Source organism: Plantactinospora siamensis (assembly GCF_042434095.1).
Lineage (GTDB): Bacteria > Actinomycetota > Actinomycetes > Mycobacteriales > Micromonosporaceae > KBS50.
In genome coordinates, this window is the sequence record NZ_JBHLUE010000026.1 from 488483 (window position 1) to 514341 (window position 25859).

General features: G+C 75.1%; 17 protein-coding genes. 7 read left to right on the top strand and 10 right to left on the bottom strand.

The window, feature by feature from the left end:
* Positions 1-16: 16 nt before the first annotated feature.
* From ACFFHU_RS27585 to ACFFHU_RS27610, 6 genes are read right to left on the bottom strand one after another with little or no spacing between them, the layout of a single operon-like run.
* Positions 17-2266, bottom strand: coding sequence for a non-ribosomal peptide synthetase (locus ACFFHU_RS27585; protein ID WP_377343252.1), 2250 nt, complete (start codon positions 2264-2266; stop codon positions 17-19).
* A gap of 4 nt (positions 2267-2270) precedes the next feature.
* Entirely contained in the window at positions 2271-3035 is a 765-nt protein-coding gene (locus ACFFHU_RS27590) for a thioesterase II family protein (protein WP_377343253.1), read from the bottom strand.
* A gap of 43 nt (positions 3036-3078) precedes the next feature.
* A complete protein-coding gene (locus ACFFHU_RS27595) occupies positions 3079-6756 on the bottom strand; it encodes a non-ribosomal peptide synthetase (protein ID WP_377343254.1) in 3678 nt (1225 codons plus the stop codon).
* Complete coding sequence (locus ACFFHU_RS27600; RefSeq protein ID WP_377343255.1) at positions 6737-7351, bottom strand: tryptophan 2,3-dioxygenase family protein; 615 nt, start codon at positions 7349-7351, stop codon at positions 6737-6739. Before ACFFHU_RS27600 ends, ACFFHU_RS27595 begins: the two co-directional genes overlap by 20 nt.
* On the bottom strand, positions 7348-8523 hold the full coding sequence (locus tag ACFFHU_RS27605; protein ID WP_377343256.1) for a pyridoxal phosphate-dependent aminotransferase: 1176 nt from the start codon (positions 8521-8523) through the stop codon (positions 7348-7350). The genes ACFFHU_RS27600 and ACFFHU_RS27605 overlap by 4 nt, the downstream gene beginning before the upstream one ends.
* 28 nt (positions 8524-8551) lie before the next feature.
* Positions 8552-9304 (bottom strand): SDR family NAD(P)-dependent oxidoreductase, encoded by a 753-nt coding sequence (locus tag ACFFHU_RS27610; RefSeq protein WP_377343257.1) that lies wholly within the window; start codon positions 9302-9304, stop codon positions 8552-8554.
* 102 nt (positions 9305-9406) lie between these two features.
* On the opposite strand from ACFFHU_RS27610, the gene ACFFHU_RS27615 reads away from it, so the two are divergent.
* Positions 9407-10645, top strand: coding sequence for a cytochrome P450 (locus tag ACFFHU_RS27615; protein WP_377343259.1), 1239 nt, complete (start codon positions 9407-9409; stop codon positions 10643-10645).
* Positions 10646-10654: 9 nt separating this feature from the next.
* Here the strand turns inward: ACFFHU_RS27615 and ACFFHU_RS27620 are convergent, their stop codons facing one another.
* The gene (locus tag ACFFHU_RS27620; protein ID WP_377343261.1) at positions 10655-11488 is read right to left on the bottom strand and encodes an acyl-CoA thioesterase; all 834 of its coding nucleotides are present in this window, start codon (positions 11486-11488) and stop codon (positions 10655-10657) included.
* 354 nt (positions 11489-11842) lie between these two features.
* Between ACFFHU_RS27620 and ACFFHU_RS27625 the strand changes: the two genes are divergently transcribed.
* Genes ACFFHU_RS27625 through ACFFHU_RS27640 form a run of 4 tightly spaced genes read left to right on the top strand, consistent with a single transcriptional unit; the run spans position 11843 to position 19612 of the window.
* Positions 11843-16387 carry a non-ribosomal peptide synthetase gene (locus ACFFHU_RS27625; protein WP_377343263.1) on the top strand — a complete coding sequence of 1515 codons (4545 nt, stop codon included), beginning with the start codon at positions 11843-11845 and terminating at the stop codon, positions 16385-16387.
* Positions 16384-17592, top strand: coding sequence for a saccharopine dehydrogenase NADP-binding domain-containing protein (locus ACFFHU_RS27630; protein ID WP_377343264.1), 1209 nt, complete (start codon positions 16384-16386; stop codon positions 17590-17592). The genes ACFFHU_RS27625 and ACFFHU_RS27630 overlap by 4 nt, the downstream gene beginning before the upstream one ends.
* Positions 17589-18377, top strand: a complete 789-nt coding sequence (locus ACFFHU_RS27635; RefSeq protein ID WP_377343265.1) for a thioesterase II family protein — start codon at positions 17589-17591, stop codon at positions 18375-18377. The genes ACFFHU_RS27630 and ACFFHU_RS27635 overlap by 4 nt, the downstream gene beginning before the upstream one ends.
* A 41-nt stretch (positions 18378-18418) precedes the next feature.
* Positions 18419-19612, top strand: a complete 1194-nt coding sequence (locus ACFFHU_RS27640; RefSeq protein ID WP_377343267.1) for a cytochrome P450 — start codon at positions 18419-18421, stop codon at positions 19610-19612.
* A 175-nt stretch (positions 19613-19787) separates the two neighbouring features.
* On the opposite strand, the gene ACFFHU_RS27645 is transcribed toward ACFFHU_RS27640, so the two are convergent.
* Positions 19788-21431 (bottom strand): AMP-binding protein, encoded by a 1644-nt coding sequence (locus ACFFHU_RS27645; RefSeq protein WP_377343270.1) that lies wholly within the window; start codon positions 21429-21431, stop codon positions 19788-19790.
* Positions 21432-21531: 100 nt separating this feature from the next.
* Between ACFFHU_RS27645 and ACFFHU_RS27650 the strand changes: the two genes are divergently transcribed.
* Positions 21532-21888 (top strand): acyl carrier protein, encoded by a 357-nt coding sequence (locus ACFFHU_RS27650; protein ID WP_377343273.1) that lies wholly within the window; start codon positions 21532-21534, stop codon positions 21886-21888.
* On the opposite strand, the gene ACFFHU_RS27655 is transcribed toward ACFFHU_RS27650, so the two are convergent.
* The gene (locus tag ACFFHU_RS27655) at positions 21874-22926 is read right to left on the bottom strand and encodes a phosphotransferase family protein (RefSeq protein ID WP_377343275.1); all 1053 of its coding nucleotides are present in this window, start codon (positions 22924-22926) and stop codon (positions 21874-21876) included. The two genes, ACFFHU_RS27650 and ACFFHU_RS27655, sit on opposite strands and share 15 nt — an antisense overlap.
* Positions 22923-24188 carry a cytochrome P450 gene (locus ACFFHU_RS27660; protein ID WP_377343278.1) on the bottom strand — a complete coding sequence of 422 codons (1266 nt, stop codon included), beginning with the start codon at positions 24186-24188 and terminating at the stop codon, positions 22923-22925. The genes ACFFHU_RS27655 and ACFFHU_RS27660 overlap by 4 nt, the downstream gene beginning before the upstream one ends.
* A gap of 217 nt (positions 24189-24405) precedes the next feature.
* Here ACFFHU_RS27660 and ACFFHU_RS27665 point away from each other — a divergent pair, with 217 nt between their 5' ends.
* Complete coding sequence (locus tag ACFFHU_RS27665) at positions 24406-25851, top strand: 4-hydroxyphenylacetate 3-hydroxylase family protein (RefSeq protein ID WP_377343280.1); 1446 nt, start codon at positions 24406-24408, stop codon at positions 25849-25851.
* The last annotated feature ends 8 nt before the right edge of the window (positions 25852-25859 follow it).

Genomic DNA, 25859 nt, shown 5'->3' on the forward strand with positions numbered 1-25859 from the left:
GCCCCGCCCGGCGCGCTCAGTCGGTGAGCAGGGCCGCGATCCCGGCCGGGGTCGGGTGCTCGAACACCTGGCGCACCGGCAGGTCCGCCCCGAGCTCCGCGCGGATGCGGCTCACCAGCCGCACGGCCGCGATCGAGTGGCCGCCGCAGGCGAAGAAGTTGTCCCGGGGGCCGACGCTGGCCAGTCCCAGCACCTCGGCGAACAGTCCGCACAGCAGCCGTTCCCGGTCGCTGCCGGGAGCGTCGGCCGAGGTCGCCGGCAACGGGTCGGGGAGGGCCGCGCGGTCGATCTTGCCGTTCGGGGTGACCGGGAACGCGTCCAGCACGGTGATGGCGGCCGGCAGCATGTGCTCGGGCAGTGCGGCGCGCAGGTGCTGGCGCAGCTCGGCGCCGTCGAGCCGGGCGCCCGGGGCCGGGTTCACGTACGCGGCCACGTACCGGTCCGCGGGATCCTCGTTGCGCGCCACCGCGACGGCCTGGTCGACGGCCGGGTGCCGGCGCAGCGCCGCCTCCACCTCACCGAGCTCGATCCGGAAGCCGCGGATCTTCACCTGGTTGTCGACCCGACCCAGGAAGTGCAGCTCGCCGTCGTCGTCCCACACGCCGAGGTCACCCGACCGGTACAGCCGGCCGCCGGGGGGCCCGAACGGGTCGGGCAGGAACCGTTCCCGGGTCAGCTCAGGCCGGTTCAGGTACCCGCGGGCCACCCCGGGCCCGCCGATGCAGATCTCCCCGGACGCGCCCGGCGGCACCGGTCGGAGCAGGTGGTCCAGCAGATGGATACGGGCGTTGACGAACGGCCGGCCGACCGACAGCTTGCCGCCCGGCCGGAGCGGACCGGTGATCGTGGCGCCCACCGTCGTCTCCGTCGGGCCGTACCCGTTGATCACCCGGGTCCGCCGGCCCCAGCGCCGGACGATGGCCGGGGTGCAGACGTCACCGGTGGAGATCAGCGTCCCGCCGACCAGCAGCGGCACCTCCGGCAACGCCGTGACGGCGGCCGGCGGCAGGGTGGCGTGGGTGATCCGGTGCTTCGTCAGGGTCTCGGCGAGGGGCGGGCCCGGCAGCAGGTCGTCGTCGTCGGCCAGCACCAGCGTGGCCCCGGCGAACAGGGCCAGCGACAGGTCCCAGAACGCCGCGTCGAAGCTCACCGAGGCCCACTGCAGCACCCGGTCGCCCGGACCGGCGCCCACGGCCGCGGCCTGGGTGGCCGCCAGGCTCGCCACGCCCGCGTGGGTCACCACCACGCCCTTGGGCCGCCCGGTCGAGCCGGAGGTGTAGATGACGTACATCGGATCCCCCGGCGCGCCGCCCCCGGCAGACACCGGATGGCTCGCGCTCGCGTCGATCGCCGCGCTGTCGCCCTCGTCGTCCAGCCGGACGAGCCGGATCGGCCGGTCGTGCCAGGCCGGATGCACGGCGTTCGCCGCCGTGGTCAGCAGGATCGGCGGCCGGGCGTCGTCGAGCATGAACCCCAGCCGCTCGGTGGGATAGGTGACGTCCAGCGGCAGGTACGCGCCGCCGGCCCGCAGCACGGCCAGCAACGCCACCACCAGCTCGACCGACCGGGGGACCGCCACGGCCACCAGGACCTCCGGGCGGACGCCGAGCCCCACGAGGTGCCGGGCCAACCGGTCGACCTGTGCCTCCAGATCGGCGTAGCTGACCTCGTGGTCGCGGTAGACCAGCGCGGTGGCCGCGGGGTGCGCCCGCGCCTGCCGGGCGAACAGCTCGGCCGCGCCCACCGGCGGAACCGCGGTGTCCCGGCCGGCCCAGCCGGCCAGCCGCGCGCGGTCGGCGGCCCCGAGCAGGTCCACCCGGGACAGCGGCCGGTCGGGGTCCGCCAGGACCTGCTCGGCCACCCGGCACAGCATGTCGGCGACCGGCCCCGGCCGGCCGGCCGCCGGGGCGTCAACGCCGAGCCGCACGGTGAGCGAGCCCGGCGTACCGTCGTCGGTCCACGCCACCCCGGCGACCCCGGCGGCGGGCCCGGAGACCTCGACCACCGCGGCGCCCTCGGCCGCCCGGACCGCGTCGGCGAGCGTCCGGCACGACGCCAGGTCGACGTCCCGCCGGCGCCACGGGCCCGCGCCGACCCGCGCCGCGACCGGCACGCTGTCGGTACGCGCCAGCGCGCCCGCGGCCACCGCCAGGGCCACCTGGAGCAGCGTGCCGGCCCGCGAGCCGGCGGCGTCCGGACCGCTCGCGGCGGCCCGGCAGACGGCATCCAGCGCCGGCGGCGCGGATCGGGTTGCCGCTGATCCCATCGCCTCAATCCCTCCCCGGAGTCGGCGTCGGCCGCGTCAGCGACATCAGCTCCGCCACCACGCGGGCCGGCCGGGCCGACAGGTAGAAGTGCGCCCCCTCGAAGACGCGCAGCCGGAAGGCGCCGGTGGTGGACCGGGCCCACGCCTCGGCCTGGCCGCGGTCCACCTCCGGGTCGTCGGCGCCGAGGAACGCGGTGATCGGGCAGCAGACCGTCGCGTCCGGCGCCGGCCCGTAGGTCTCGATGATGAGGTAGTCCCGGCGCAGCGCCGGCAGCACCAGCTCGCGCAGCGTGGGGACACCGGCCAGTTCCCGGTCGACACCGCCGAGACGCAGCATGTCGTCCCAGATCTCGTCGTCGGTCCACAGGTGCTTCGCGGTCCGCGGTTGCGCCCGCGGACCCGGCCGGCCGGACACCACCAGGTGCTCCACCGGACCCGGTCCCCACCGCTGCAGCCGCCGGGCCACCTCGAACGCCACGGTCGCGCCGAAGCTGTGCCCGAACAGCAGCAGCGGGTCCGCGTACCGGGACAGGGCCAGCGCGACCTCGTCGGCCAGCTCGTCCATCGACGCCGGCATGACCTCGTGCATCCGGTCCTGCCGCCCGCTGTACTGGATGGCGGTCAGCCGGACCGACGGCGGCAGCAGCGCCGTCCACCCCCGGTAGGCCGCGGCCGAACCCCCGGCGTGCGGGAAGCAGACCAGATGGGTGGTCGGGGCGGGCGGTTGGCTGTACCGGCGCAGGTAGGCCCCGGCGGCCACCCCGGTCACCGCGCGAACTCCTCGACCGGCCCGCCGGCCGTACCCGGCTCGGTCATATCTCGCCCTCTTCGGCCCCGGCCGGGCCGGCGCGTTCGGCGTCGACCAGCGCCGCCAGGCCCGGCACCGTCGGCGCGGAAAACAGCTGGAGCAGCGACACCACCACGCCGAACCGCTTCCGGACCGCCTCCAGCATCCCGGTGGCGGTCAGGCTGTCGCCGCCCAGTTCCAGGAACGTGTCGCCGCGGCCGACCGGCCGGGACAGGACGGACTCCCACAGCTCGGCGAGGACCTGCTCGGTGGGCGTCCGCGGCGCCTCGGCCGGAGCGGCTGCCTCGTCCCGCTCCAGCAGCGCGGTGAGCCGCCGGCGGTCCACCTTGCCGTTGCCGGTGAGCGGGAGCCGGGTCAGCACCGCCACGGTCTCCGGCACCATGTACGGCGGCAGCAGCCCGGCCGCGGTCCGGCGCAGGCCCGCCAGCCCGCCGTCCGGCTCGCCCGTGACGGCCGCGGCCAGCTGGTCGCGGCGGGCCCCCACGGCCAGGGCCACGGCGTCGGTCACCCCGGGGTGCCGGCGCAGCGCGGCCGTCACCTCGCCCAGCTCGATCCGGTTTCCCTTGATCTTGACCTGGGAGTCCGTCCGGCCGAGGAACTCGAGCATTCCGTCCGGCAGGTACCGGCCCCGGTCGCCGGTGCGGTACCACCGCCGGCCGTCGTGCCGGACGAAGGCCGCGGCCGTACGCCCGGGGTCGTTGCGGTATCCCCGGGCGACCCCGGCGCCGCCGATCCACAGCTCGCCCGGCACCCAGGTCGGGCAGTCCCGCCCGCGGCCGTCCACCACCCGGAAGCGCTGGCGGGGCAGCGGGAAACCGTACGGGATGGCCGGCCAGCCCGGATCGACCCGGTCGACCTCCAGCAGGTTCGACCAGATGGCGGCCTCGGTGGCGCCGCCGAGCGCGCCGAATCGGGCATCGGGGCGCAACGCCCGCAGCCGGCCGGGCAGGTCGACCGGGACCCAGTCCCCGGACACCAGCGCCAGGCGGGGGAGGACCGGTTCCGCGACGCCGCCGGCGGCCACCAGGAACATCTCCAGCAGGGCCGGCACCGAGTTCCAGATGGTCACCCCCCAGCGCCGCGCGGCCAGCACCCAGGCCCGGGCCTCCCGGCGGTCCCGCTCCTCGACCCCGATCACGGCGCCGCCCGCGGACAGCAGGCCGAAGATGTCATAGACCGAGAGGTCGAAGTCCAGCGCCGACACGGCGAGCACCCGGTCGTGCCCGCCCACCCCGAAGCGCTCGTTGACGGCGGTCACCGTGTTGAGCGCGGCCCGGTGGGTCAGCTCCACCCCCTTGGGCTCGCCGGTCGACCCCGAGGTGTAGATCACGTACGCCAGCTCGTCGGGGGAGACCGGCACGGGCGCGGCGATCGGCTCGGCCGGCGCGGTCACGTCCAGCACCGGCAGCCCCGCCGGCCACGACGGCTCGGCCTGCCGGTCCGCGCCGGTGAGCACGCACCGGACGCCGGCGCCGGCGTAGATGGCGTCCCGCCGCCGGACCGGCTGTTCGCAGCCCACCGGCACGTACGCCCCGCCCGCGGCGAGCACGCCGAGCACGGCGGCCACCTGCCAGGGTCCCTTCTCGACGGTGATGGCCACCGGGTCCCCCGGCCCCACCCCGTGCGCGCGCAGCAGGCCCGCGATCCGCAGCGCGGCCCCGGCCAGCTCGCCGTACGTCATCGAGCCGGCCGCGCCCCAGCCCAGGGCCAGCCGGTCCGGATCCCGGTGGGCCCGGTCGAAGAACGCCGCGTGCAGCAGCCCGGCGGGCGCCTCGGCGCCGGTGTCGTTGACCCGCTCCCGGACGGCCGCCTGGGCCGCGGGCAGCGGCAGCGGCAGCGGGGCGTGCCAGTCGTCGTGGTCGACCAGCCACGCCAGGGCCGCGCCGTGCGCGTCGAACATGGCATCCACGAGTCCCGCCGGGAAGACGCCCCGCGCGACGTCCCAGTTGATCAGCAGCCCGCCGTCGGCCTCCTCGATGACCTGGTGGTCGAGCCACACCTGCGGGGTCTCCGAGGAGGTCCACACCGGCTCACCGAAACAGCGGCGCACATCGGCGCCGAACAGCTCGCCCATGCCGATGACGCTGGTGTAGACGACCGGCGCCCGCAGCCAGGTGCCGGGGTCGCGGCGGCCGAGGTCGCGCAGCAGCCAGACGCCGGAGTAGCGCGAGTGCGCGAGGTCCGACCGCAGCTGGTCCTGGATCCCGGCCGCCCGGTCGGCGAAGGTCGCCGGCCCGGAGGTGTCGACGGCCAGCAGGGTGACGTTGGTGAAGTCGCCCACCAGCCGGGCGATGTCGTCGTTGTGCTCCCGGCGGTCGAAGGTCGGCAGATTGAGCAGGAACCGCGGCTCCGCCGTCCAGCGGCCCAGCACCTCGGCGAACAGCGCGCAGAGCGCCGTGGCGAGCGTGAGGCCGTGCGCGCGGGCCGTACGGGCGAGCCGGTCCCGCAGCGCCGCCGAAACCTCCCGGAACCGGCGGTCGACCCCGGCGTGGCCCCGGCCGGCCGCCTCCGGCAGCACGGGCAGTTGCGGCGCCCCGGGCAGGTCGTCGAGCCGGTCCAGCCAGTACGACCGGTCGTCGGTCACCGCCGCCGGCTCGTCGTCCGCGGCCAGGTAATCCGCGAACGAGTAGCCCAGCGGCACCGGCGGCGCCTCCGGGGCGCGGTACAGCGCCGCGAGGTCCGCCAGGATGATCTGGTAGCTCTGCGCGTCGGCCACCAGCATGTCGATGCCCACGTGCATCCGGGTCCGGCCACCCGGCAGCAGGGAGAGCTGGACGTCGAAGACGTCACCGGCGTCGATCGCGAAGCGCCGGTGGGAGAGCCGGTCACGCAGCCCGGCCAACTCGGCGTCGGCGTCCACGGCCGCGCGCAGGTCGTGCACGCCGAGCCCGGGCCACGGCGAGCGCGGGAGCACCTGCTGGCGGCCGTCCGGCAGGAACCGGGCGCGCAGCATCTCGTGCCGCGCGAACAGGGCCCGGACCGCCCGCTCCAGCCGCTCGGGGTCCACCGCCGACCCGTCGAACTCGGCGTAGAAGTGCGCGCTGACGCCGCCGAGGGGTTGGCCCTCCTGCCGCCCGATCCAGTACGCCTGCTGCATCGGCGCGAGGGCGAAGGGCGCGTCCGGGTCCGCGGCCGGCGCCGGCCCGCGCCCCCGTGCCACCGCCGCGGCGCCGGCCGGCCCGGCGGCCCTCGCGGCCCCCGCGGACCCGGCGGACCCGGCGGACCCGGCGGACCCGGCGGACCCCGCGGACCCGGCGGACCCGGCGGACCCGGCCTGGCCGGCCTGGTCGGCCAGCAGCGCCGTCCACTGCTCGATCGTGGGCGCCTGGGCCAGCGTGCTGAACTTCACCGCCGCGCCCGCGCGCCGGCACGCGTTGGCCACCCGCATGATGGCGATCGACTCCAGCCCCAGCTCGAACAGGTTGGCCCGGTCGTCCACCTCCGCCGGGGGCACCGACAGCAGCCGGGCCACGGTCTCCCGCAGCCACGGTCCGGTCAGCGGCGCGGCCGCGGTCCCGGGACCCCGCCCGGGTCGGTCGGCCGGCGCGGCCGTGGTCCCGGGACCCGGCCCGGGTCGGTCGGCCGGCGCGGCCGTGGTCCCGGGACCCGGCCCGGGTCGATCGGCCGGCGCGGCCGTGGTTCCCGGGCCCCGCCCGGGTCGGTCAGCCGACGGCGAGGGCATTGGCCCGTCCCTCCAGGTAGGCCACCCCGCTGGTCCCGCCGGTCCCGCGCCGGCCGCCGACGAAGTGCCGGGCCAGCTCGATGTGCAGCCGGCGCCACTCCTCCGCCCGAGCCAGGAACTCGTCCAGCTCGTCCCAGACCTGCACCAGCCGGTCCCGCCGGACCTCGCGCGGGTCGCAGTCCTGCAACCGGCTGCTCAGCTGGAAGACGTACGGGTTGTCCATGCCCTTCAGCAGCAGCGTGAACTGCGCCGACTGGGCGCCGCTGGTTCCGGCCAGCGCGGGGCGGAACGCGTCGAAGTGCGCCCGGCTCAGCTGCGCCATGTCGCGCGCCGTGGCGATGATGAGGCCCAGGACGGTTTTGGCGCGCCGGATCGGCGGCAGGGCCCGGTCCAGGTCCCGCCGGTCGACGAGGTCGGCGGCCAGCCGCAGGTCCCGGTGCGCCTGCGACAGCCACAGCTCGCTGGTCTGGTGGCAGACGATGAAGAAGCGCTCCGCCGCGGACACCTCGGGGCTGCCGCCGGCGGCCACCGGGCGCGCGGCGCCGAGCAGCGCGTCCAACCCGACGTACTCGTCGTAGCTGCGGACCGCGCTCATGGCGACCGCAGGAGCCGGACGAGCCGCTGCACGCCGGTCAGCGTTGCTTCCTGCTCGGCGCAGAGCGTGACCCGCACCAGGCGTTCGGCCAGCGGATCGTCGGGCGGCAGGAAACCCCGTCCCGGCGCGACCCCGACATCGGTCTCGGCCAGCAGCCGGTGGCAGAACGCGTACGTGTCGTCCGTGTGGTCGGACAGGTCGAGCAGCAGGTACCAGCCGCCGCTCGGCTCGGTGTGGACGACTCCGAGCGGCGCGAGCAGCTTCACCGCCGCGTCCCGGGTGGCCCGCACGTACCCGTGGTGCGCGGTCAGGTGATCGGTGGCCCGCAGCGCGGCCAGCCCGGCGTACTGCACGGGGGTGGCCGGCGCCACCAGGGTGGCCTCCTGGACCCGGGCCAGCAGTTCGGCGCGGTCGGCCCGTGGGGCGGTGGCGTAGCCGAGCCGGCAGCCGGTCATCGAGAAGCCCTTGGAGAACGTGTGCACCGAAAACACGATCCGTTCGTCCGGCGGCACGGCCAGGTCCAGGTTGGCGATCCGGCACGGCTCGCCCTCGTACACGAAGTCCTCGTACGCCTCGTCGCTGATGATCCAGACGCCGCGCCGGGCGGCCCAGGCGTACATCTGGGCGAGGTCCTCCGGTCCCCACACGTGCCCGGACGGGTTGGCGGGGGAGTTGATCAGCAGTGCCACGGTCCGCTCGCTGGCCGCCTCGTCGAGCAGCTCCGTCAACGGCCGGCCGCCGTCCGGCATGGCGGCGAACCGGGGCTCGAGGCCGGCCAGCAGGATCTGCTGGAGGTGCATGGGCCAGTGCACCCGGGACAGGATCACCTCGCCGCCGTCGACGGCGATGGACTGGAAGATCGCGCTGATCGCCTGGCACGAGCCGGGCGTCACGAACACCCGGTCCGGGGCCGGCGCGCCGTTGTCGCGCAGCCGCTCGGCCAGCGCCGCGCGCAGCACCGGCAGCCCCGGGGCGTCGGTGTACGACGTGCGCCCGTCGCGCAGCGCCCGCACGTAACCCTCCACCGCCTCGGCCGGCATCCGCACGTGCGGCTCGCCCACGTGCAGCGCGATGGCATCCCGCGGATGGTCGGTCACCAGGCGGTGGATCTCGTGCAGGCAGGAGACCGGCAGGCGGCGGCTCCGTTGGGTGCGGTCGTTGTCGCAGAGCATGTCGGCACCTCGAAAGGGAAGCGATCCTTCAACACGAACGTCCACCGTCGACCACCAGCAGGCTGCCGGTCATCCACGTCGCGTCCGGGCCGAGCAGCATGACGATCCAGGGCACGACGTCCTCCGGGCGTCCCATCCGGCCCAACGGCGTCGTGCGGACCATCTCCGCGCGCAGCCGCGCCACGGCGTCGTCGTCGATGCCGAGGTCGTCGTACATCTCGGTGTCCACCGCGCCGGGCAGCACGGCGTTGACCCGGATCTCGGGCGCCAGCTCCCGGGCCAGCGACCGGGTCAGGTGGTGCAGTCCGGCCTTCGCGGCGCCGTAGTAGGAGCGCCCGGGCACCGCGAGCAGCCCGCCGATGGAGCCGACGTTGACCACCGTGCCCCGGCTGCGGCGCAGCAACGGCGCCACGCACCGGATGAGCGCGGCCGGCGCCACCAGGTCGACCCGGAGCAGCCGCACGAACGTGTCGACGTCGGTGTCGTCCAGCGGCCCGAACCGGGCCTGCGCCGCGTTGTTGACCAGCGCGTCGAGGCCGTCGAACGCCGCCACGGCGGCGTCCCGTACCGCCGCGGCGGCGCCGGGTTCGGCCAGGTCGACCGGCAGCGTGACGATGTCGCCGGGCTTGCCGCCGTCGGCCAGGCAGTCCTCGCGGGTGCGCAGCAGGCGCTCCGCCCGCCGGCCCACCAGCAGCAACCGGGTGCCGTCGGCGGCCAGCCGCACCGCCAGGGCACGCCCGAGCCCCGATCCGGCTCCGGTGACCGCCACGACCAGTCCCATTCTGGCGACCCTCGCCGACTCGGCCAGCGCAGTCAATTTGCCCGGTCGTTCGTCCGAGCGTCGAGGTTGTGAGCCGCCAACCCGGCACGCACGATGGACGCCATGAGCGGTGCAGCCGCGCACCCGATCGGTGACCTGGACCTGATCGACCTCACCGATCCGCACACCTTCCAGCGGGACGACCTGCCCGACATGTGGCGCGCGTTCCGCGACCGCAGCCCGGTCCACTGGCATCCCGCCCGGGGCGACGCGCCCGGCTTCTGGGCCCTGTCCCGCTACCCGGACGTGCTGGCCGTCTACCGCGACGCGGACCGGTTCTGGTCCGAGGGCGGAACGGTGCTGGCCACGCTGCTGGCCGGCGGCGACTCGGCCGCCGGCAAGATGCTGGCGGTGACCGACGGCGTCCGGCACCGCGAGATCAAGGCGGTGCTGCAACGCTCGTTCTCGGCCCGGGTGGTGGCCCGGATCAACGAGCGGATCCGGGCCCGTACCCGGCGGCTGGTGGCCGAGGTGCTGGACGCGGGCGAGGTCGACTTCGTCCCGCGGGTGGCCGAGCAGCTGCCCATGGCGACGATCGGCGACCTGTTGGACCTGCCGGCCGCCGACCTGCCGATGCTGCTGCGCTGCAACAAGCTGGCGCTCAGCTCGGACACCGGCACCACCTCGCCGCTGGAGTCGGTCGCCGCGCGCAACGAGATCCTGCTCTACTTCGCCGACCTGGTGGCCGCGCGGCGGCGGAATCCCGGCGACGACGTGGTGAGCGCGTTGGCCACCGCGCGGATCAACGGGAGCCCGCTGCGCGAGGACGAGGTCGTCTACAACTGCTACAGCCTCATCATCGGCGGCGACGAGTCGAGCCGGGTGGCCGCCACCGGGACCGTGCTGGCGCTCGCGCGGCACCACGACCAGTGGCGGGCGCTGCTCGACGGTTCCGCGTCGGTTGCCACGGCGACCGAGGAGGCGCTGCGCTGGACCACCCCGGCCATGCACTTCGGCCGCCGGGCCACCGCCGATGTCGAGATCGCCGGGGTACGCGTCCGGGCCGGCGACATCGTGACGCTGTGGAACACCTCGGCGAACTTCGACGAGACCGAGTTCGCCGACCCGGGGTCGTTCCGGCTGGGGCGCCGGCCCAACCGGCACCTGGCGCTCGGCCACGGCCCGCACTTCTGCCTCGGCGCCTTCCTGGGCCGGGCCGAGCTGTCCGGACTGCTGGACTGCCTGCGGGACCTCGTCGGCGGCATCGAGGTGACCGGGGCGCCGCGCCGCATCTACTCGAACTTCCTCTTCGGCCACAGCAGCCTGCCGGTGGTGTTCCGGCCGCGCCGCTCGGCGCGGTGATCAGCAGTCTCAGGCGCGCAGCATCCGGCACAGGAACTGCGCGGCGCCGCTGGCCAGCAGGGTCCCGTCGGGCGACCGGGTCTGCGCCGTCCCGCTGAGCAGGCCGGCGCCGGCCGCGGTGCCCCGGGCCGTCACGAGCAGGTAGTCGTCGGCCGCCGCGGGGGAGTGGAAGGCCACGTACAGGTCCATGCTGGGCGCCACGAACCGGCCGCCGCCGCCCAGCGCCATCGCCACGGCCGGCAGGATGCCGGTGTCGATGCTGATCACATCGCGGCAGGCGTCCACCCACGGGTCCGCGAAGCGGGCGCGCGGCCGGAACCGTACCCAGCTGTGCACCCGCGGCTCCTCCGGCCGGCTCCGGTCGTCGACGCAGCGCAGCTCCAGGTTGCGCCAGAACGTGCCGGTGGCCGTGGCGGCGGCGGTGGTCCGCTGCGCGACCTGCGGGTCGAGCACGATCTCGGCCAGCTGCTCCGGCGCCGGCACGTCCGGCGGGTGAGACAGCCGCTGCTCGGGGCCGGCGATGTCGTCGGCGATCGCCCACACCTGGGCGCTCAGCACCGGCGTGCCGCGCTGGGTCATCAGCACCGTGAGGGCCGCCGCGCTGCGCGACCTGCGCTGGCACTCGACCCGCAGGTCGACGGCGTCGAAGCGGGCCCGGGAGAGGTACTGGCAGCTCAGGCTCGCCGGCCGGGGCAGGCCCGAGTGGGCGCCGGCGGCCCGCAGCGCGATGCCGGCGAGGTAGCCGCCCACCGGCCCCAGCAGCGCCCAGTCGGTGGAGACGACGGCGCGGTACCGGCCCTCGCCGGTGCGCTCGACGGCCGTGTCCCGCTCCAGATCGCCCACCCGGTTCCCGTCCGTCGTAGCGACATCCCGGCGCGCCGTCCGGTTCCCGCCGCGCCGACCAACTGTTCCCGCCGCGCCGACTAACTGCGTGACTTCCGCACTCGGACACCGCCGTCGCCGGGCGCGGGGGTGGTCCCGATCGCCGACGCTACGTCACCCGCCCGTCCCGGGCGAGGGCGCGCGGCCCGGGCCGGGCCGGCGCCGGGCGAGGTCAACCCGACCGCTTGCGACCGTCCGTCGCGGCGCGCCATCGTGGCAACGACCTTGCCAGCGGTACGGGCGTCCGGCGCCGTTCGGGACGACCCCGCGCACCGGCGTCCGGGCCGGCCACGAGCGTGCCGAGGAGGCCGGGGAGTGACACAGCAGAGCGCGGACGCACACCTCGTCGACGTGGTGGACCGGCTGGCGGCGGCCGGTGTCCAGCTGTGGGCGGACGCCGGGCGGCTGCGGTACCGGGCGCCGTCCGGCGCGCTGACCGACGAGGACCGGGCCGTCCTGCGGCAGCACCGCGACGCGCTGCTGGAGTACCTCCGGGACGACGTCGACGCCGACCTGCTGCGGGCCGACCCGGACCACGCCGAGGATCCGTTCCCGCTCACCGACGTGCAGACCGCGTACCTGCTGGGGCGCAGCGACGGCCTGGACTACGGCGGCGTGGGCTGCCAGGTCTATCTGGAGGCCGAGCTGGCCGACGTCGATCCGCCGCGGCTGGCCGCCGCGTGGCGACGGCTGATCGACCGGCACCCGATGCTGCGGGCCGTGGTCGACGAGCGCGGGTTCCAGCAGGTCAGGCGCGATCCGGGCAGGTTCGAACCCACCGTGACCGACCTTCGCTCCGTGGCCCCGGCCGTCGCGGCCGAGCGGGTGGCCGCGGTACGCGCCGATATGTGCCGCCGCACGTACCAGCCCGGCAGCTGGCCCATGTTCGACGTGCGGCTGTCGCTGACGCCGCAGCGGTCCGTGCTGCACCTCTCGTTCGACCTGCTGATCGCCGACTTCATGAGCGTCCAGCTGCTGCTCGACGAGTGGCACCGGCTCTATCACGGCCAGCCGCTGCCGGAGCTGGAGGTGTCCTTCCGGGACTACCTCGCGGCCCAGCTGCGGCTCGGGGAACGCCGGGTGCGCCGGCGGGCGCGCGACTACTGGTGGGAGCGGATCGACGGGCTTCCGCCGGCGCCGCGGCTGCCGACGCGGACCGACGTGCGCCGGCGCGGGCATGCCGACTTCCGCAGGTGGGAGACGCGGCTGGCGCCCGACCGCTGGCGGCGGCTGCAGGAGTTCACCGGCGGCCACGGCCTGACGCCCTCGGGCGTGGTCCTCGGCGCGTACGCCGAGACGATCGGCCGGTGGACGCCGCAGCCCGGGTTCTCGCTGGGCGTCACCATGCTCAACCGGCTGCCGGTGCATCCCGGCGTCGACCGGATCGTCGGCGATTTCACCTCGGTGGACATCCTCGAGGTACGGCCCGACGCGGGACACTCGTTCGCCGCGGCGGCGCAGGCGTTGCAGGCGCAGCTGTGGGCCGACATGGGCCACCTGGCGTTCTCCGGTGTCGAGGTGCTGCGGGAGCTGGGCTCGCGCCGGGGCCGGGCCGAGGCGCTGATGCCGATCGTCTTCACCAGCGCCATCGCGCTGGACAACCGCGAGCCGGAGTTCTGGCGCGACGCCACCCTGGTGTACGGGCTGACGCAGACCCCGCAGGTGTGGATCGACTGCCAGGCGCTGGTGGCCAACGGCGCCCTGATCGTCAACTGGGACGTCCGGGAGGGGGTCTTCCCGGACGGGCTGATCGACGACATGTTCGCCGCCTTCGAACGCCTGCTGGGGACGCTGGCGGACGACGCCGGCGCCTGGGATCGGCCGGCCCTGCTGCCGCTCCCCGCCGACCAGGCGGACCGGCGTCGGGCCGCGAACGAGACCACGGCCGAGCCGCCGACGGCGCGGCTGCTGCACGAGCCGCTCGTCCGGCAGGCCCTGCGCGACCCGGATCGCCCGGCCGTGGCCGGTTCGTGGGGATCCCTCAGCTACGGCACGGTGCTGCGCCGGGCGGCCCGGCTGGCCACCGCGCTGGCCGACCGGCCCGGCGACCCGGCCACCCCGGTCGCGGTGATCGCCGACCGCGGACCCGGCCAGCTCGTCGGCGTGCTGGGAGTGCTGCTGGCCGGCGCGCCGTACCTGCCGATCGACACCAACCAGCCGGTGGTCCGGCGCGACCGCATCCTGGCCGACGCCGGCGTCCGGACCGTGGTGACGCAGGACCGGCTCCGCGCCGGCGGCGCCTGGCCGGACGGGCTGGACGTGGTGGCCATCGACGAGTCGGCCGGGGCGGGGGCCGAGGTGGATCTCGCCGCGTTCTGCGCGGCCGCGCTGGCCCGGCCGGGCGCCGGCCTCGCGTACGTCATCTACACGTCCGGCTCGACCGGCTCGCCCAAGGGGGTGCAGATCGGCCATCGCGCCGCGCTGAACACCATCGAGGACGTGAACCGGCGGTTCGGGGTCGGTCCCGACGACACCGTCCTCGGGTTGACCAACCTCGGCTTCGACCTGTCGGTGTACGACCTGTTCGGGCCGCTCGCGGTCGGCGGCTGCCTGGTGGTGCCGGAGCACGAGCAGCGCGGCCTGCCGGCGCACTGGGCCGCGCTGATCGCCGCGCACCGGGTGACGCTGTGGAACTCGGTCCCCGCGCACCTGCAGATGATGACCGACTTCCTGGCCACCGCGCCGACCGCGGACGTCTCGTCGCTGCGGCTGGCGCTGCTGTCCGGGGACTGGATCCCGGTGAGCCTGCCGGAGCGGATCCGGCGCTTCGTCCCCGATCTCGCGCTGGTCAGCCTCGGCGGCGCCACCGAGGGCTCGATCTGGTCGATCTGCTACCCGATCGACCGGGTCGACGAGGGCTGGCGCAGCATCCCGTACGGCAAGCCGCTGGCCAACCAGCACATGTACGTGCTGGATCGGCGCTGGCAGGACTGCCCCGACGGCGTCACCGGCGAGATCTGGATCGGCGGCGCGGGCGTGGCCGAGGGCTATCTGGGCGATCCGGTGCGCACGGCCGAGCGGTTCGTCCGGCATCCGCGCACGGGGGAGCGGCTCTACCGCACCGGCGACCTGGGCAGGTACCTGCCGGACGGGAACATCGAGTTCCTCGGCCGGGACGACGACCAGGTCAAGATCCGTGGGCACCGGATCGAACTGGCCGAGGTGGAGGCCGCGCTGCTGGCCGACCCGCAGGTGGCGAACGCGGCCGTGATCGTCGACGAGGTGTCCCGCACCGACCGGCGGCTGGTGGCGTTCGTGGAGCCCGGCGTCCGGCCGGACCCGGGCGGCGCCGAGGTCGCCGCCGCGGTCACCGAGGCGGCCGCGGCGGTGGCCGAGCAGAGCACCGCGGACGTCGACCGGGAGCGGTACGTCGACTACCTGCGCCGGCTGGACCGCATCGCGTTGCTGAGCATGCTGCGGACCTTCCAGCTCGACGGCCTGTTCCGGCGGCCGGCGGACACCCACTCGATGGCGCAGATCGTGGCCGCGACCGGGGCGCCGCCCCGGCATCACCGGGTGCTGCGCCGCTGGGTGCGGGCGCTGGTCGGGCACGACCTGCTGATCGAGGAGGACACCGACCGGTACCGCGCGGAGCGGCACGTCGAGGCGGACGCCCTGGCGGCGGCGTGGGCCGAGGTGGACGACCTGGTCGCCGACCTGGACCCGGGCTCGGCGAAGGTGCACGACTACTTCAAGGCGTGCACCAGCAGCCTCCCGGAGGTGCTGCGCGGCGAGGGCGCCGACGCGGTGCAGCTGCTGTTCCCCGAGGGCCGGGTGGACATCGGGGAGTCGCTGTACAACGTCACCCTCTTCAACCGCTGGGCCAACCTCATCCTCCGGGAGTCGGCCACCACCCTCGCGCGCACCAGCGCCAAGCCGTTCCGGGTGCTGGAGGTCGGCGCCGGCGTCGGCGGGACCAGCCTGGACGTCATCCCGGCGCTGGCCGAGTTCGACGTGGAGTACGTGTTCACCGACCTCTCCCAGTTCTTCCTCAACCGGGCCCGGGAGACCTTCGGCGCGTACCCCTGGGTGCGCTACGCCACCCTCGACATCGACACGGACTTTCGGGCCCAGGGGTTCGCGCCGAACTCGTTCGACGCCGTCATCCTCGGCGACGTCTTCCACGCCACCCGGCACGTCGGCCGGACCCTCCAGGCGCTGCGCGAGCTGCTCGCCCCGGGCGGGTGGCTGCTGTTCGCCGAGATGACCCGCGACCACTACCAGATCATGACCTCGATGGAGCTGATGCTCGGCGACGGCGCCGCCGAGGACTTCGCCGACCTGCGGCGCGGCCGCGACCAGACGTTCGTGCCGCATCCGGACTGGCTCCGGCTGCTCGGCGACGACCTGGTGTTCGCGCTTCCCGGGCCGGACGACGCGTTCACCGACATCGGCCTGTACGTGTACGGCTGCCAGGTGAAGACCGACCGGGCGCGGCTGCGCGCCCCGGAGGTCGGCGCGGCGGTGGCCGCCCGGCTGCCGGCCGCGATGGTGCCGGGGATGGTGCAGGTCGTGGACCGGCTGCCGTTGACCGCCAACGGGAAGGTGGACCGGGAGCGGCTGCGCGGCCTGGTTCCCCGCTCCGCCGGTGCGGCCGAGCCGGCCGCGGACGAGCCGGTCGACGACCTCGAACGGCGCCTCGCGACCCTGTACGGCGAGGTGCTCGACCTGCCCGCGGTGGGGCGTACGGCGGGGTTCTACGACCTCGGCGGGGACTCGCTGATCGCCTCGCAGCTGGCCCGGCTGCTGACCGAGCAGGTGCCCGAGGCCGGCCCGATGTCCTACAACGGGCTGCTCCGGGTGCTGCTGGAGGGCCCGTCGGTGCTGACCCTCGCCGCGCAGCTGCGGGAAGGCCCATGACCGCCATCGGCGTCCTCGGCGGGTACGGCTCGGTGGGGCGGGCCACCGTGGCGCAGCTGCGGGCCTGGGGGCTGGGGCCCGTGGTGGTCGCCGGCCGGGACCCCGGCCGCGCGGACGCCGTGCTCGACGTGGACCGGCCCGACTCGGTCCGGCGGTTCTGCGCCTCGGTCGGCCTGGTCGTCAACTGCACGGCGTCCCCGCCGCCGAGCCGGGCCGCCGTGGCGGCCGCGGCGGTGGCCGCCGGCGTGCCCTACGTGGACCCGGGCGGCGACGAGCCGGTGCACGAGCTGCTCTCCGGCGCTCGCCCGGACCGGCCGGTGGTGCTGTCCGCCGGCATGTTGCCGGGGCTGACCGCGCTGCTGCCCCGCCGGGTGGTGACCGGCGACGGCGACCGGCTCGTGTGCTACGTGGGCGGGCAGGACCGGTTCTCCCTCGGCGGGGCCGCCGACTACCTCGCCGCGGTGACCGGCTCGGTCGGCCGCACCTTCGCGGTGTGGCGCGACGGGCGGCGGGTGGAGCGGGCCGGCGCGCCGGTGCTGGACGGCGAGGTGCCGTACTTCTCCGAGCCGGCGCGCGGGGTCCCGTACCTCAGCGCGGAGATGGAACGGCTGGCTCGCCGGCTGCGCCTGGCCGAGCTGGTCTGCTACACGGTGCTGCCCGGCGTCCGGCTGCGCGAGACGCTGGCCGGGGCGGGCGCCGACGCGGTCGACGCCGAGGCGGTGGTCCGGGCCAGCGAGCTCGACCTCTTCGGGCGCACCCGCTACCAGCGCCTGGTGTTCCAGTCCCGCGGCGATCCGGCCGGGCCCACGCTGATCGTGACCGGCCGGGGCTCCAGCGAGCTGACCGGGGCGACCGCGGCCACCACCGCGCTGGCCGTGCTGGACGGCCGGGTTCCGCCGGGGCTGCACTTCGCCGCCGACGCGCTGGATCCCGGGTGGGCGGGGCGGCGGCTGCGGATGGCCGACGCCGTGACCGAGTTCCGCACCGTCGAGGCCGGTCGGCCGGCATCAGCGCCGCCCGCGCCGTGCGCCGGGCCGCCCGCGCGGTCCGCCGGATCGCCCGCGCCGTGCGCCGCGCCGTCCGCGGGATCGCCCGCGCCGTGCGCCGCGCCGTCCGCCGGATCGACCCGGCCGGCCGTGCCGGCCGGGCCGACGGCCGGGGCGGCCATCGATCCGGTGGACGGCATGGAGGAGGGCGCGCTGTGAACGCGCGCGACGCCCGGCGCTACGCCAGCGGGACCTGGCTGCGCTGCGTCCAGCCGCGCCCCGAGGCCCGCACCGTGCTGATCGCGTTCCCGCACGCCGGCGGCTCGGCCACCTTCTTCGGCGCCTGGGGTGAGCGGCTGCCGCCCACCGTGGAGCTGACCGCGGTGCAGTACCCGGGGCGGCTCGACCGGCTGCGCGAGCCGTGCGTCGACGACGTACACCGGCTCGCCGACGGCGTGCTGGCGGCGCTGCGGACCCGCGGCTGCACCGCTGCGGGCCGCCGGGTGGCGCTGCTGGGCCACAGCATGGGCGCGGTGGTGGCGTACGAGACGGCGCTCCGGCTGGAGGGGCTGGGCGTCCGGCCGGTCGCCACGTTCGTGTCCAGCCATCCGGCGCCGGGAAGGCCGCGGCGGAGCGCGCTGACCGAGTTCACCGACCACGCGCTGATCGCCGAGCTGCGCCGGCTGGGCGCCACCCCGGCCGCGCTGATCAACGAGCCGGACGCCCGCACGGCCGTCCTCGCCGGGCTGCGCAGCGACTACCGCGCGGTGGCCCGATACCGGCCGTCGCCCGGCCGGCTGAGCACCCCGGTGGTGGCCCTGGTGGGGGCCGACGACCCGGACGTCACCCCGGACGACATGCGGCCGTGGACCGAGCGGACCACCGGACCGATGACGCTGCACGTCTTTCCGGGCGACCACTTCTATCTCACCCCGCAGCGGGACGCCGTGCTCCGGGCTGCGACGGCGTACCTCGACGGGGCCGGCGCGCCGCCGCGGGCGTGAGCGCCGGTCGGACCGGGCCGAGTTGGAGAGGAGGTGGACCCGTGGGTCTGCCGCCGAAGTACGACCCGTCCGCGCTCGCCCTGCTCGACGACCCCTATCCGGCCTACCGGCGGTTGCGGGCGCAGGGGCCGCTGTGCCGGGGCGGCCCGGCGCAGTGGGTGGTGACCCGGTACGCCGACGTGGCCGGGCTGGTGAACGACGCCCGGCTCGGGGCGGAGTTCGCCGAGGAGTACCACCGCATCGCCCTGGGCGGCGGGGACCTCGCGGACTTCTTCGGGCACGTCATGCTGAACCGCGACCCGCCCGCGCACACGGTGCTGCGCCGGCTTCTCGGCCGCGAGTTCACCACCCGCGCCGTCCGGGACCGGGGGCGGCGCATCGACGGGATCGTCCGGGACCTGCTCGCGCCGGCCCTCGCGGATGGCCGGCTGGACGCCGTCACCCAGCTGGCCGACAAGCTGCCGATCCGGGTGCTGGCCGACTTCGTGGGCATGGACCCGGAGCATCTCGACGAGGTACGCGAGCCGGCCAGGATCCTGTCCCAGGCCTTCGCCACCTACCTTCCGGAACACGAGCGGGCGGAGACGGTGGCGGCCCTGCGGTGGATGCGGGACCGGGTCACGGCGCTGTTCGAGGAGAAGCAGCGGGCGCCCGCCCACGACGTCGTGTCCCGGCTGTGCGAGGTGGACGAGGCCACCGCCACCCGGCGGGCGCTCATCGACAACGTGGTGTTCCTGCTCTTCGCCGGCTTCTCCACCACCACGGACCTGCTCTCCGGCGGCCTCGCGGCGCTCGCCGCCCGCCCGGACCAGCTGGCGATCCTGCGCGCCGACCGGGACCTCGCCGGCAGGGCGGTCGAGGAGCTGCTGCGGTTCGACGCCCCGGTGCAGGTGAAGAGCCGGGTGGTGCACGAACCCGTCGAGATCGGCGGGCGGGTGATCCGGCCCGGGCGGGTGCTCATCCTGGCGCTCGGCTCGGCCAACCACGACGAGGACCGCTTCGCCCGGCCCGCCGAGCTGGACGTGACCCGGCATCCCAACCCGCACGTCAGCTTCGGCGGCGGGGGCATCCACCTGTGCCTCGGGGCCGCGCTGGCCCGGGCCGAGGCCGCGTCCGTGCTCCGGTTCATCGCCGGGCACTTCACCGCGATGGAGCCCGGCGGGCCGGCCGTCCGCCGGCACATCCCGAACTTCCGCTCGTACCTGAGCGTGCCGCTGCGGCTGACCCCGGCCTGACCCACGGCCGCGCGGTGGTCAGGCGCCGCGCGGTGGTCCGGCGCCGCGCGGTGGTCCGGCGCCGCTCGGCGGTCCGGCGGCGACGGACTGGCCGCGGTCCGGGCCCGCCGCCCGGCTGTACGGCGGGACGTCGACGGAGCCCGGCGCGCGCGGAGTGGGCGACTGAGCGGAACCGTCAGTCGCCCATTCCGCCGACCGGGGCGGCGAGCAGCCCCGCTCCCTCGATGTTCCCGGCCACGTACGCGGCCCACATGTCACGCCGCTTGGGCTTGCCGCTGGTGGTGCGGTAGATCGACCGGCGCGGCACGTCGAGGATCACCGTCGACATGCCCTCGGTGACCCGCTGCGCCATCGCCGCCGCGGCGGCGATCCAGTCCTGCTCGGGCCGCTCCAGCAGGATCACGCCGGTGGCGCCGGCCGCCGTGGCGCCCAGCAGCACGGCCACCCGCAGCCGCGGCACGCCGGCCTCCACCAGGGCGCTCTCGAGGTCCTCGGCGAACACGGTCCGGCCGCGCACCTTCATGGCGTCGCCCAGCCGACCGATCACGAACAGCTGCCCGTCGTCCAGGAAGCCCGCGTCGCCGCTCCACAGCGCCCCGTCGCGCCACTCGGTGAGGCCGGTCGTGTTCGCCGCCACGTACCCCTGCGCCACCGAGGCCCCGCGGACGACGATCTGGCCGACGTGGCGGTCGGGCAGCGGGTTCCCGTCCTCGTCCACCACCGTGACGGACACGCCGTCCAGCGGGCGCCCGCAGCCGACCACCGCGTGCACGTCCGCGCCGGCCGACCGCACCGGCTCGCCCAGCGAGAGCAGCTGGGGCGCGACCGGGACCGTCGCCACCTCCTCGCGCAGCGCCAGCCCGGTGACGGCGAGGGTCGCCTCGGCCAGCCCGTACGCGGGCAGCAGCGCGCGCCGGTCGAACCCGAACGGGCCCATCAGCGCCATGAACCGGTCCAGCACGGCCACGTCGATGCGCTCCGCGCCGATGATCAGGGCGCGCCAGCCGGAGAAGTCGCAGCCGGCCAGCAGCTGCGGGGACAGCCGGCGGGCGATGTAGTCGAGCCCGAACGGCGGCATGGCGGTCATGGCCGCGCCCGGCCGGCTGAAGCAGGCCAGGTAGCGCGCCGGATCCCGGACGAAGTCCGCCGGCTCCTGCAGCCACAGGTCGCGCTGCTGGACGACGGGCGTGAGCAGGCAGCCGATCAGCCCCATGTCGTGGTGCACCGGCAGCCAGGACGCCGTGGCGTCGCCCTCGCCCATCTCCAGCCAGGACCGGATGGCCGACACGTTCGCGGCCAGCGCGGAGACCGGCACCCGGACGCCCTTCACCCGGCCGCTCGATCCGGAGGTGAACTGCAGCAGCGCCGCGCTGGCCGGCGCGGCCGGGACGCCCTCGTCGCCGGCGCCGAGCTGCGCGGCCGTGCGGACCTGCGTCTCGTATCCGCCGTAGGTGAGCCGCTCCGCCAGGGCGGCCGTGGTGATCACCAGCGTCGGGTCCGCCGCCCGGCTGACCGCGTCCAGATGCCGGGCGTACTGGAGCTCGTTCTGGAACAGGTGCGGCGGCGCCACCGGGCACGGGACGGCCCCGGCGAGCATGATCCCGTACAGCGCGGCCACGAAGTCGGGACCGGCGCGCTCGATGAGCAGGACCCGGTCGTCGTGCCGCACGCCGGCCGCGGCGATGCCGCCGGCGATCCGGCGGGCGTAGGCGGCCAGGTCCGGGTAGGACCACGACTCCCAGCCGTCGTTCCGCCAGAACCGAATTCCCCGGTACGCTGCCGGCACGTCGATCCACGAGGTCAGTGGGTTGGAATTCACTGTGGATACTCCCTTTGTTCGCGGCCTTCGGCGGCAACCGGGAACCGGTGCGACAGGTGTTCAGGATGTCGGATCAGCCACGCCTGAGTCATCATGCGCAGTGCGGCAGCCGTCGCAGTGGGCGCGTGACCCGACCGACGATGAGAACGGTGGCGAGGACTCGATGAGCATTGACGCCAATTCGTCCGATCCGGAGGTTCGTGCCCGGGTGCGGTCGATCGTCCTGCAGGTGGCGCCGAATTCGGACGGCGTCAAGGCCGGCCCGACCCACCTGGTCGACGACCTTGAATACCATTCCCTGGCCCTGCTCGAATTGGGGTTCGCGCTGGAGGACGAGTTCGACCTGCCGCCGCTCGACCAGGCGCAGGTCCAGCACATCACCACGGTCGAGGAGATCGAGGATCTGGTCCTCGAACTGTTGCGGCAGGGGGCCGACCGGGGATCAGCGGAGAAGTGAGATCGAGTCCAGATCGATGGCGTGCGCGCCGTGCCGGTTCGTCATGGTGGCGAACATGTCGTCACCCCGTTCGGTCGGCGTCACCAGCGTCGAGCCCACGATGGCCATGACCAGACCGCCGAACGCGTACCGGCGGTAGTCCCGCCAGCAGTCGTCGACCGACAGCGAGACGCCGTACCCGGTCAGGGCGGCCACGTACCGTCGTACCGCCGACCGCTCGAGGTCTCGGCGACGCTCGACCTCGACGCTCGCCCCCAGGAAGTAGGCGAGGTCGGTGGCCGGGGGCTCGTGGGCCGCGGTCTGCCAGTCCAGCACGGTCATCCGGCCCCGGCCGCCCGGCACCAGGTTGTCCGCCCGGAAGTCCCCGTGCACCACGGTGCGCGGGCCCGGCCGGTCCCGGAGATACCGCTCGACCCGCGGCACGAAGCCGCCCAGCAGGTCGATCACCTCGGGCCGCAGCCGGGCGCCGAACCGGCGCAGGAAGCGCGGATGGACGCGGCGGACCAGCGACGCCATCCAGGCGGCGCCCGGTCCGTCGTGCCGCGGCAGCCAGGCCAGCGACGACAGGGCCGGGCTGGCCCACATCGGCCCGTGCAGCGCCGCGAGCTCGTCGACGGCCCGGTCCACCTCCGTGGCCGTACATCCCCGGACCTGGTCGACCGCGCGACCGGCCACGTCCTCGAGCAGCACCGTGAAGGCCCGGGTCCGCGCGTCGTAGCGGGCCGCGTGGCAGTACGGGGTACGCACCGGCAGCCGCGGCGCGAGCTGCTGGTAGAAGCGCGTCTCCACCTCGTACGCCCGCATCACCTGCGCGGCCGTGCGGCTCGCCGGCGCGGTGGCGGTCAGCTTGACCACGCAGCTGGCCGGGCCGGCGGCCGGCGGCTCGTAACCCAGCCGCAGCCGGTAGGTGTCGGCCATCTGGCCGGTCCCCAGCGGGCTGGCGGCCACGGTCCGCACCCGGGCCGGCCCGATCCGCCGGGCCAGGGCCGCCGAGCACCAGTCCGGGGTCAGCTCCTCGACCGAACGCAGCGCGATCACAGCGCCAGCGGCAGCTCGTACAGGCCGCGCAGGCCGGCGGCCGGCTTCCACCGCAACCGGGTCGCGTCGCCGCGGAAGTTCGGGAAGCGCTCCAGGAACCGGGACAGCGCCGCGGCCGCCTCGATCCGGGCCAGCCACGGGCCGGCGCAGTAGTGCGCGCCGAGGGCGAAGCCCAGATGCCGGTTGTCGGCGCGGCCCAGGTCGAGCCGGCGCGGCTCGGGGAACTGGCCGGGATCGTTGTTGGCGGCCCCGATGAGCACGGTGACGGCCCGCCAGGCCGGGACGTGCACACCCTCGATGTCCAGGTCCTCGGCGGCGATCCGCCACACCGCCTGGATCGGCGACTCGAACCGGATGAACTCCTCGATGGCCGTGGGCATCAGTTCCGGCTCCGCGCACAGCCGGCGCCGTTGCTCGGGGAAGCGCAGCAGCGACGCCACGGCGTTGCCGAGGAGGTTGGTGATCACCTCGTGCCCGGCGATCATGAGCATCATGATCAGCGTACGCAGCTGCGCGTCGTCGAACTCGCCGGCGCGGTGCCGCTCCAGCAGCCGGCTGATCAGGTCATCGTCCGGGTCGGCCTGCTTCCGCCGCAGCGTGTCGGCGATGTACGGGTCGAACTCGTGGAAGGCGCCGCTCATCCGCTTGATCCCGGCGCCCCTGATCATCGGATCGACCAGCACGAGATAGCTGTCCGACCACTCCTGGAGCCGGCGCCGGTCCCGCGGCGGGAAGCCGAGCAGCTCGGCCACCACCAGGATCGGCAGCTTGGCCGCGAAGTCGTCGATCAGCTCGATGCGGCCGCGCGCGGCCGCCTCGTCGAGCAGCCGGTCCACCCAGTACTCGATCCGGGGCAGCAGCGCGGTGATCCGGCGCTTGCCGAAGTCCTGGCTGATCGCGTTGCGCATCCGCTGGTGGGTGTCCGCCGAGACGTTGGCCAGGGTGTTGTCCAGCGCCTGTTTCTCGGTGGGGCTGAATTTTCCCAGCCGCATGAACATCCGGTTCCGCAACGACGAGTCGAGCATGCGGTTGGAGGTGTAGCGGCGGTCCCCGAGCACGTCCGTGGCCACGGCGTGGCTGCTGACCAGGTAGGAGCCGGTCACCTTGCTGTAGTAGGCCGGCGCCGTGGCGCGCAGCCGGTCCAGGTGCCGGTAGGGATCCGCGATGAACGCCGGATCGTACGGGTGGTAGCGGCCGGCGACCGGACGCAGCGCCACCATGGGCCACTTCGCCTCGACCGCGCGTTGGGCCAGTCCGAGCACGGGAACGTCCTCCCTGACGACGCGGCAACGCCGATCGAGAATGGCCGCCGATCACCGGCGGCAGCAACCAGCCGCGGTGGCCGGCCACGGCCGCGCGTGGCCGGCCGCGGCCCGCGGGTGGCCGGCCGGCGGGGGTCGGCCGATCCCTTCCGGCGATCGATCGCTGCGCGTTATCGTGCGGCCTCAGCCGGTGGCGCACAGCGCTGAGGAGGCCCCGATGCGCAAGGGCGACGAATACCTGGCGTCCCTGCGGGACGACCGCGAGATCTACCTCGACGGCTCGCTGGTGCCCGACGTGACCGGCCATCCCGCCTTCGCGCCGGTGGCCAGGACCGTCGCCGAGCTGTACGACCTCGCCGCCGACCCGCTCACCGACATGACGTACGTCGCCCCGGAGACATCTCGGGAGGCCAACCGGGTCTTCGCGATCCCACGGTCCCGGGACGAGCTGGCGGCCCGGCGGCACGCCATCGAGATCTGGGCGCGGCACACGCACGGCTGGGTGGGTCGCGGGCCGGACCACGTGGGCGCGTTCCTGGCCGGCTTCGCCTCCTGCCCCGGGGCGTTCGCCGCGGGCCCGCGCGACCTGGCGGCCAACGTGTCGGCCCACTACCGGCGGCTGCTCGACGAGAGCCTGTTCGTCACGTACGCGATCATCCCGCCGCAATTCTCCCGGGCCGGCACGGCGCACGGCTGGGATGACGAGTTCATCCAGGTGGGGGTCGTCGCGGAACGGCCCGCCGGACTCGTCGTCCGGGGCGCGCAGATGCTGGCCACCGGCGCCGCGGTGGCGGACGAGATCCTGGTCTCGTGCATCAAGCCGCTCACCGACCAGGACCGGGACTTCGCGGTGAGCTTCCTGCTGCCGCTGGCCACCGACGGGATGCGGCTGCACTGCCGGCGCTCGTACGCCACCGGCGCCACCAGCGGGTACGACTACCCGCTGTCCAGCCGCTACGACGAGACCGACGCCCTCGTGGTGTTCGACGACGTCCTGGTGCCCTGGGACCGGGTGTTCGTCGACCGGGACGTGGCCGGCCTGCGCCGCCAGTTCTTCGACACCGGCGCGCACGTCCTGGGCAACAGCCAGGCCCAGATCCGGTTCGTGGCGAAGCTGCGGTTCATCCTCGGCCTGGCCCGCAAGATCGCGGCCGTCAACGAGACCGACCGGATCCCGGGCGTCCAGGAGAAGCTCGGCGAGCTGGCCAGCCTCGCCTCCGTGGTGGAGTCGGCCGTGCTGGCCGCCGAGTACCGGGCCGCCCCGGACGGGAACGGGATGTGGCGGCCCGATCCGCGCGCCCTCTACGGCGCCATGGGACTGCAGGCCGAGCTGTACCCGCGGGTGCTGGCCATCGTGCGCGACCTGGCCGGCGGCGGGGTGCTGCAGCTGCCGGCGAGCGTGCGGGACATGGCGGCGCCGGGCATCCGCGGTGACCTCGACCGCTACGTCCGGTCGCCCGGGGTGGCCGCCGAGGACCGGGTCAAGCTCTTCAAGCTGGTGTGGGACGCCGTCGGGTCGGAGTTCGCCGGCCGGCATCACCAGTACGAGATGTTCTACGCGGGCGCCCCCTTCGTGGCGAAGGGGTACGCCTACCGCAACTACGGCTACGAGCAGGCGGTCGCGGACGTGGAGGAGTTTCTCGCCTCGTACTCGATCGACTGACGGCGCCG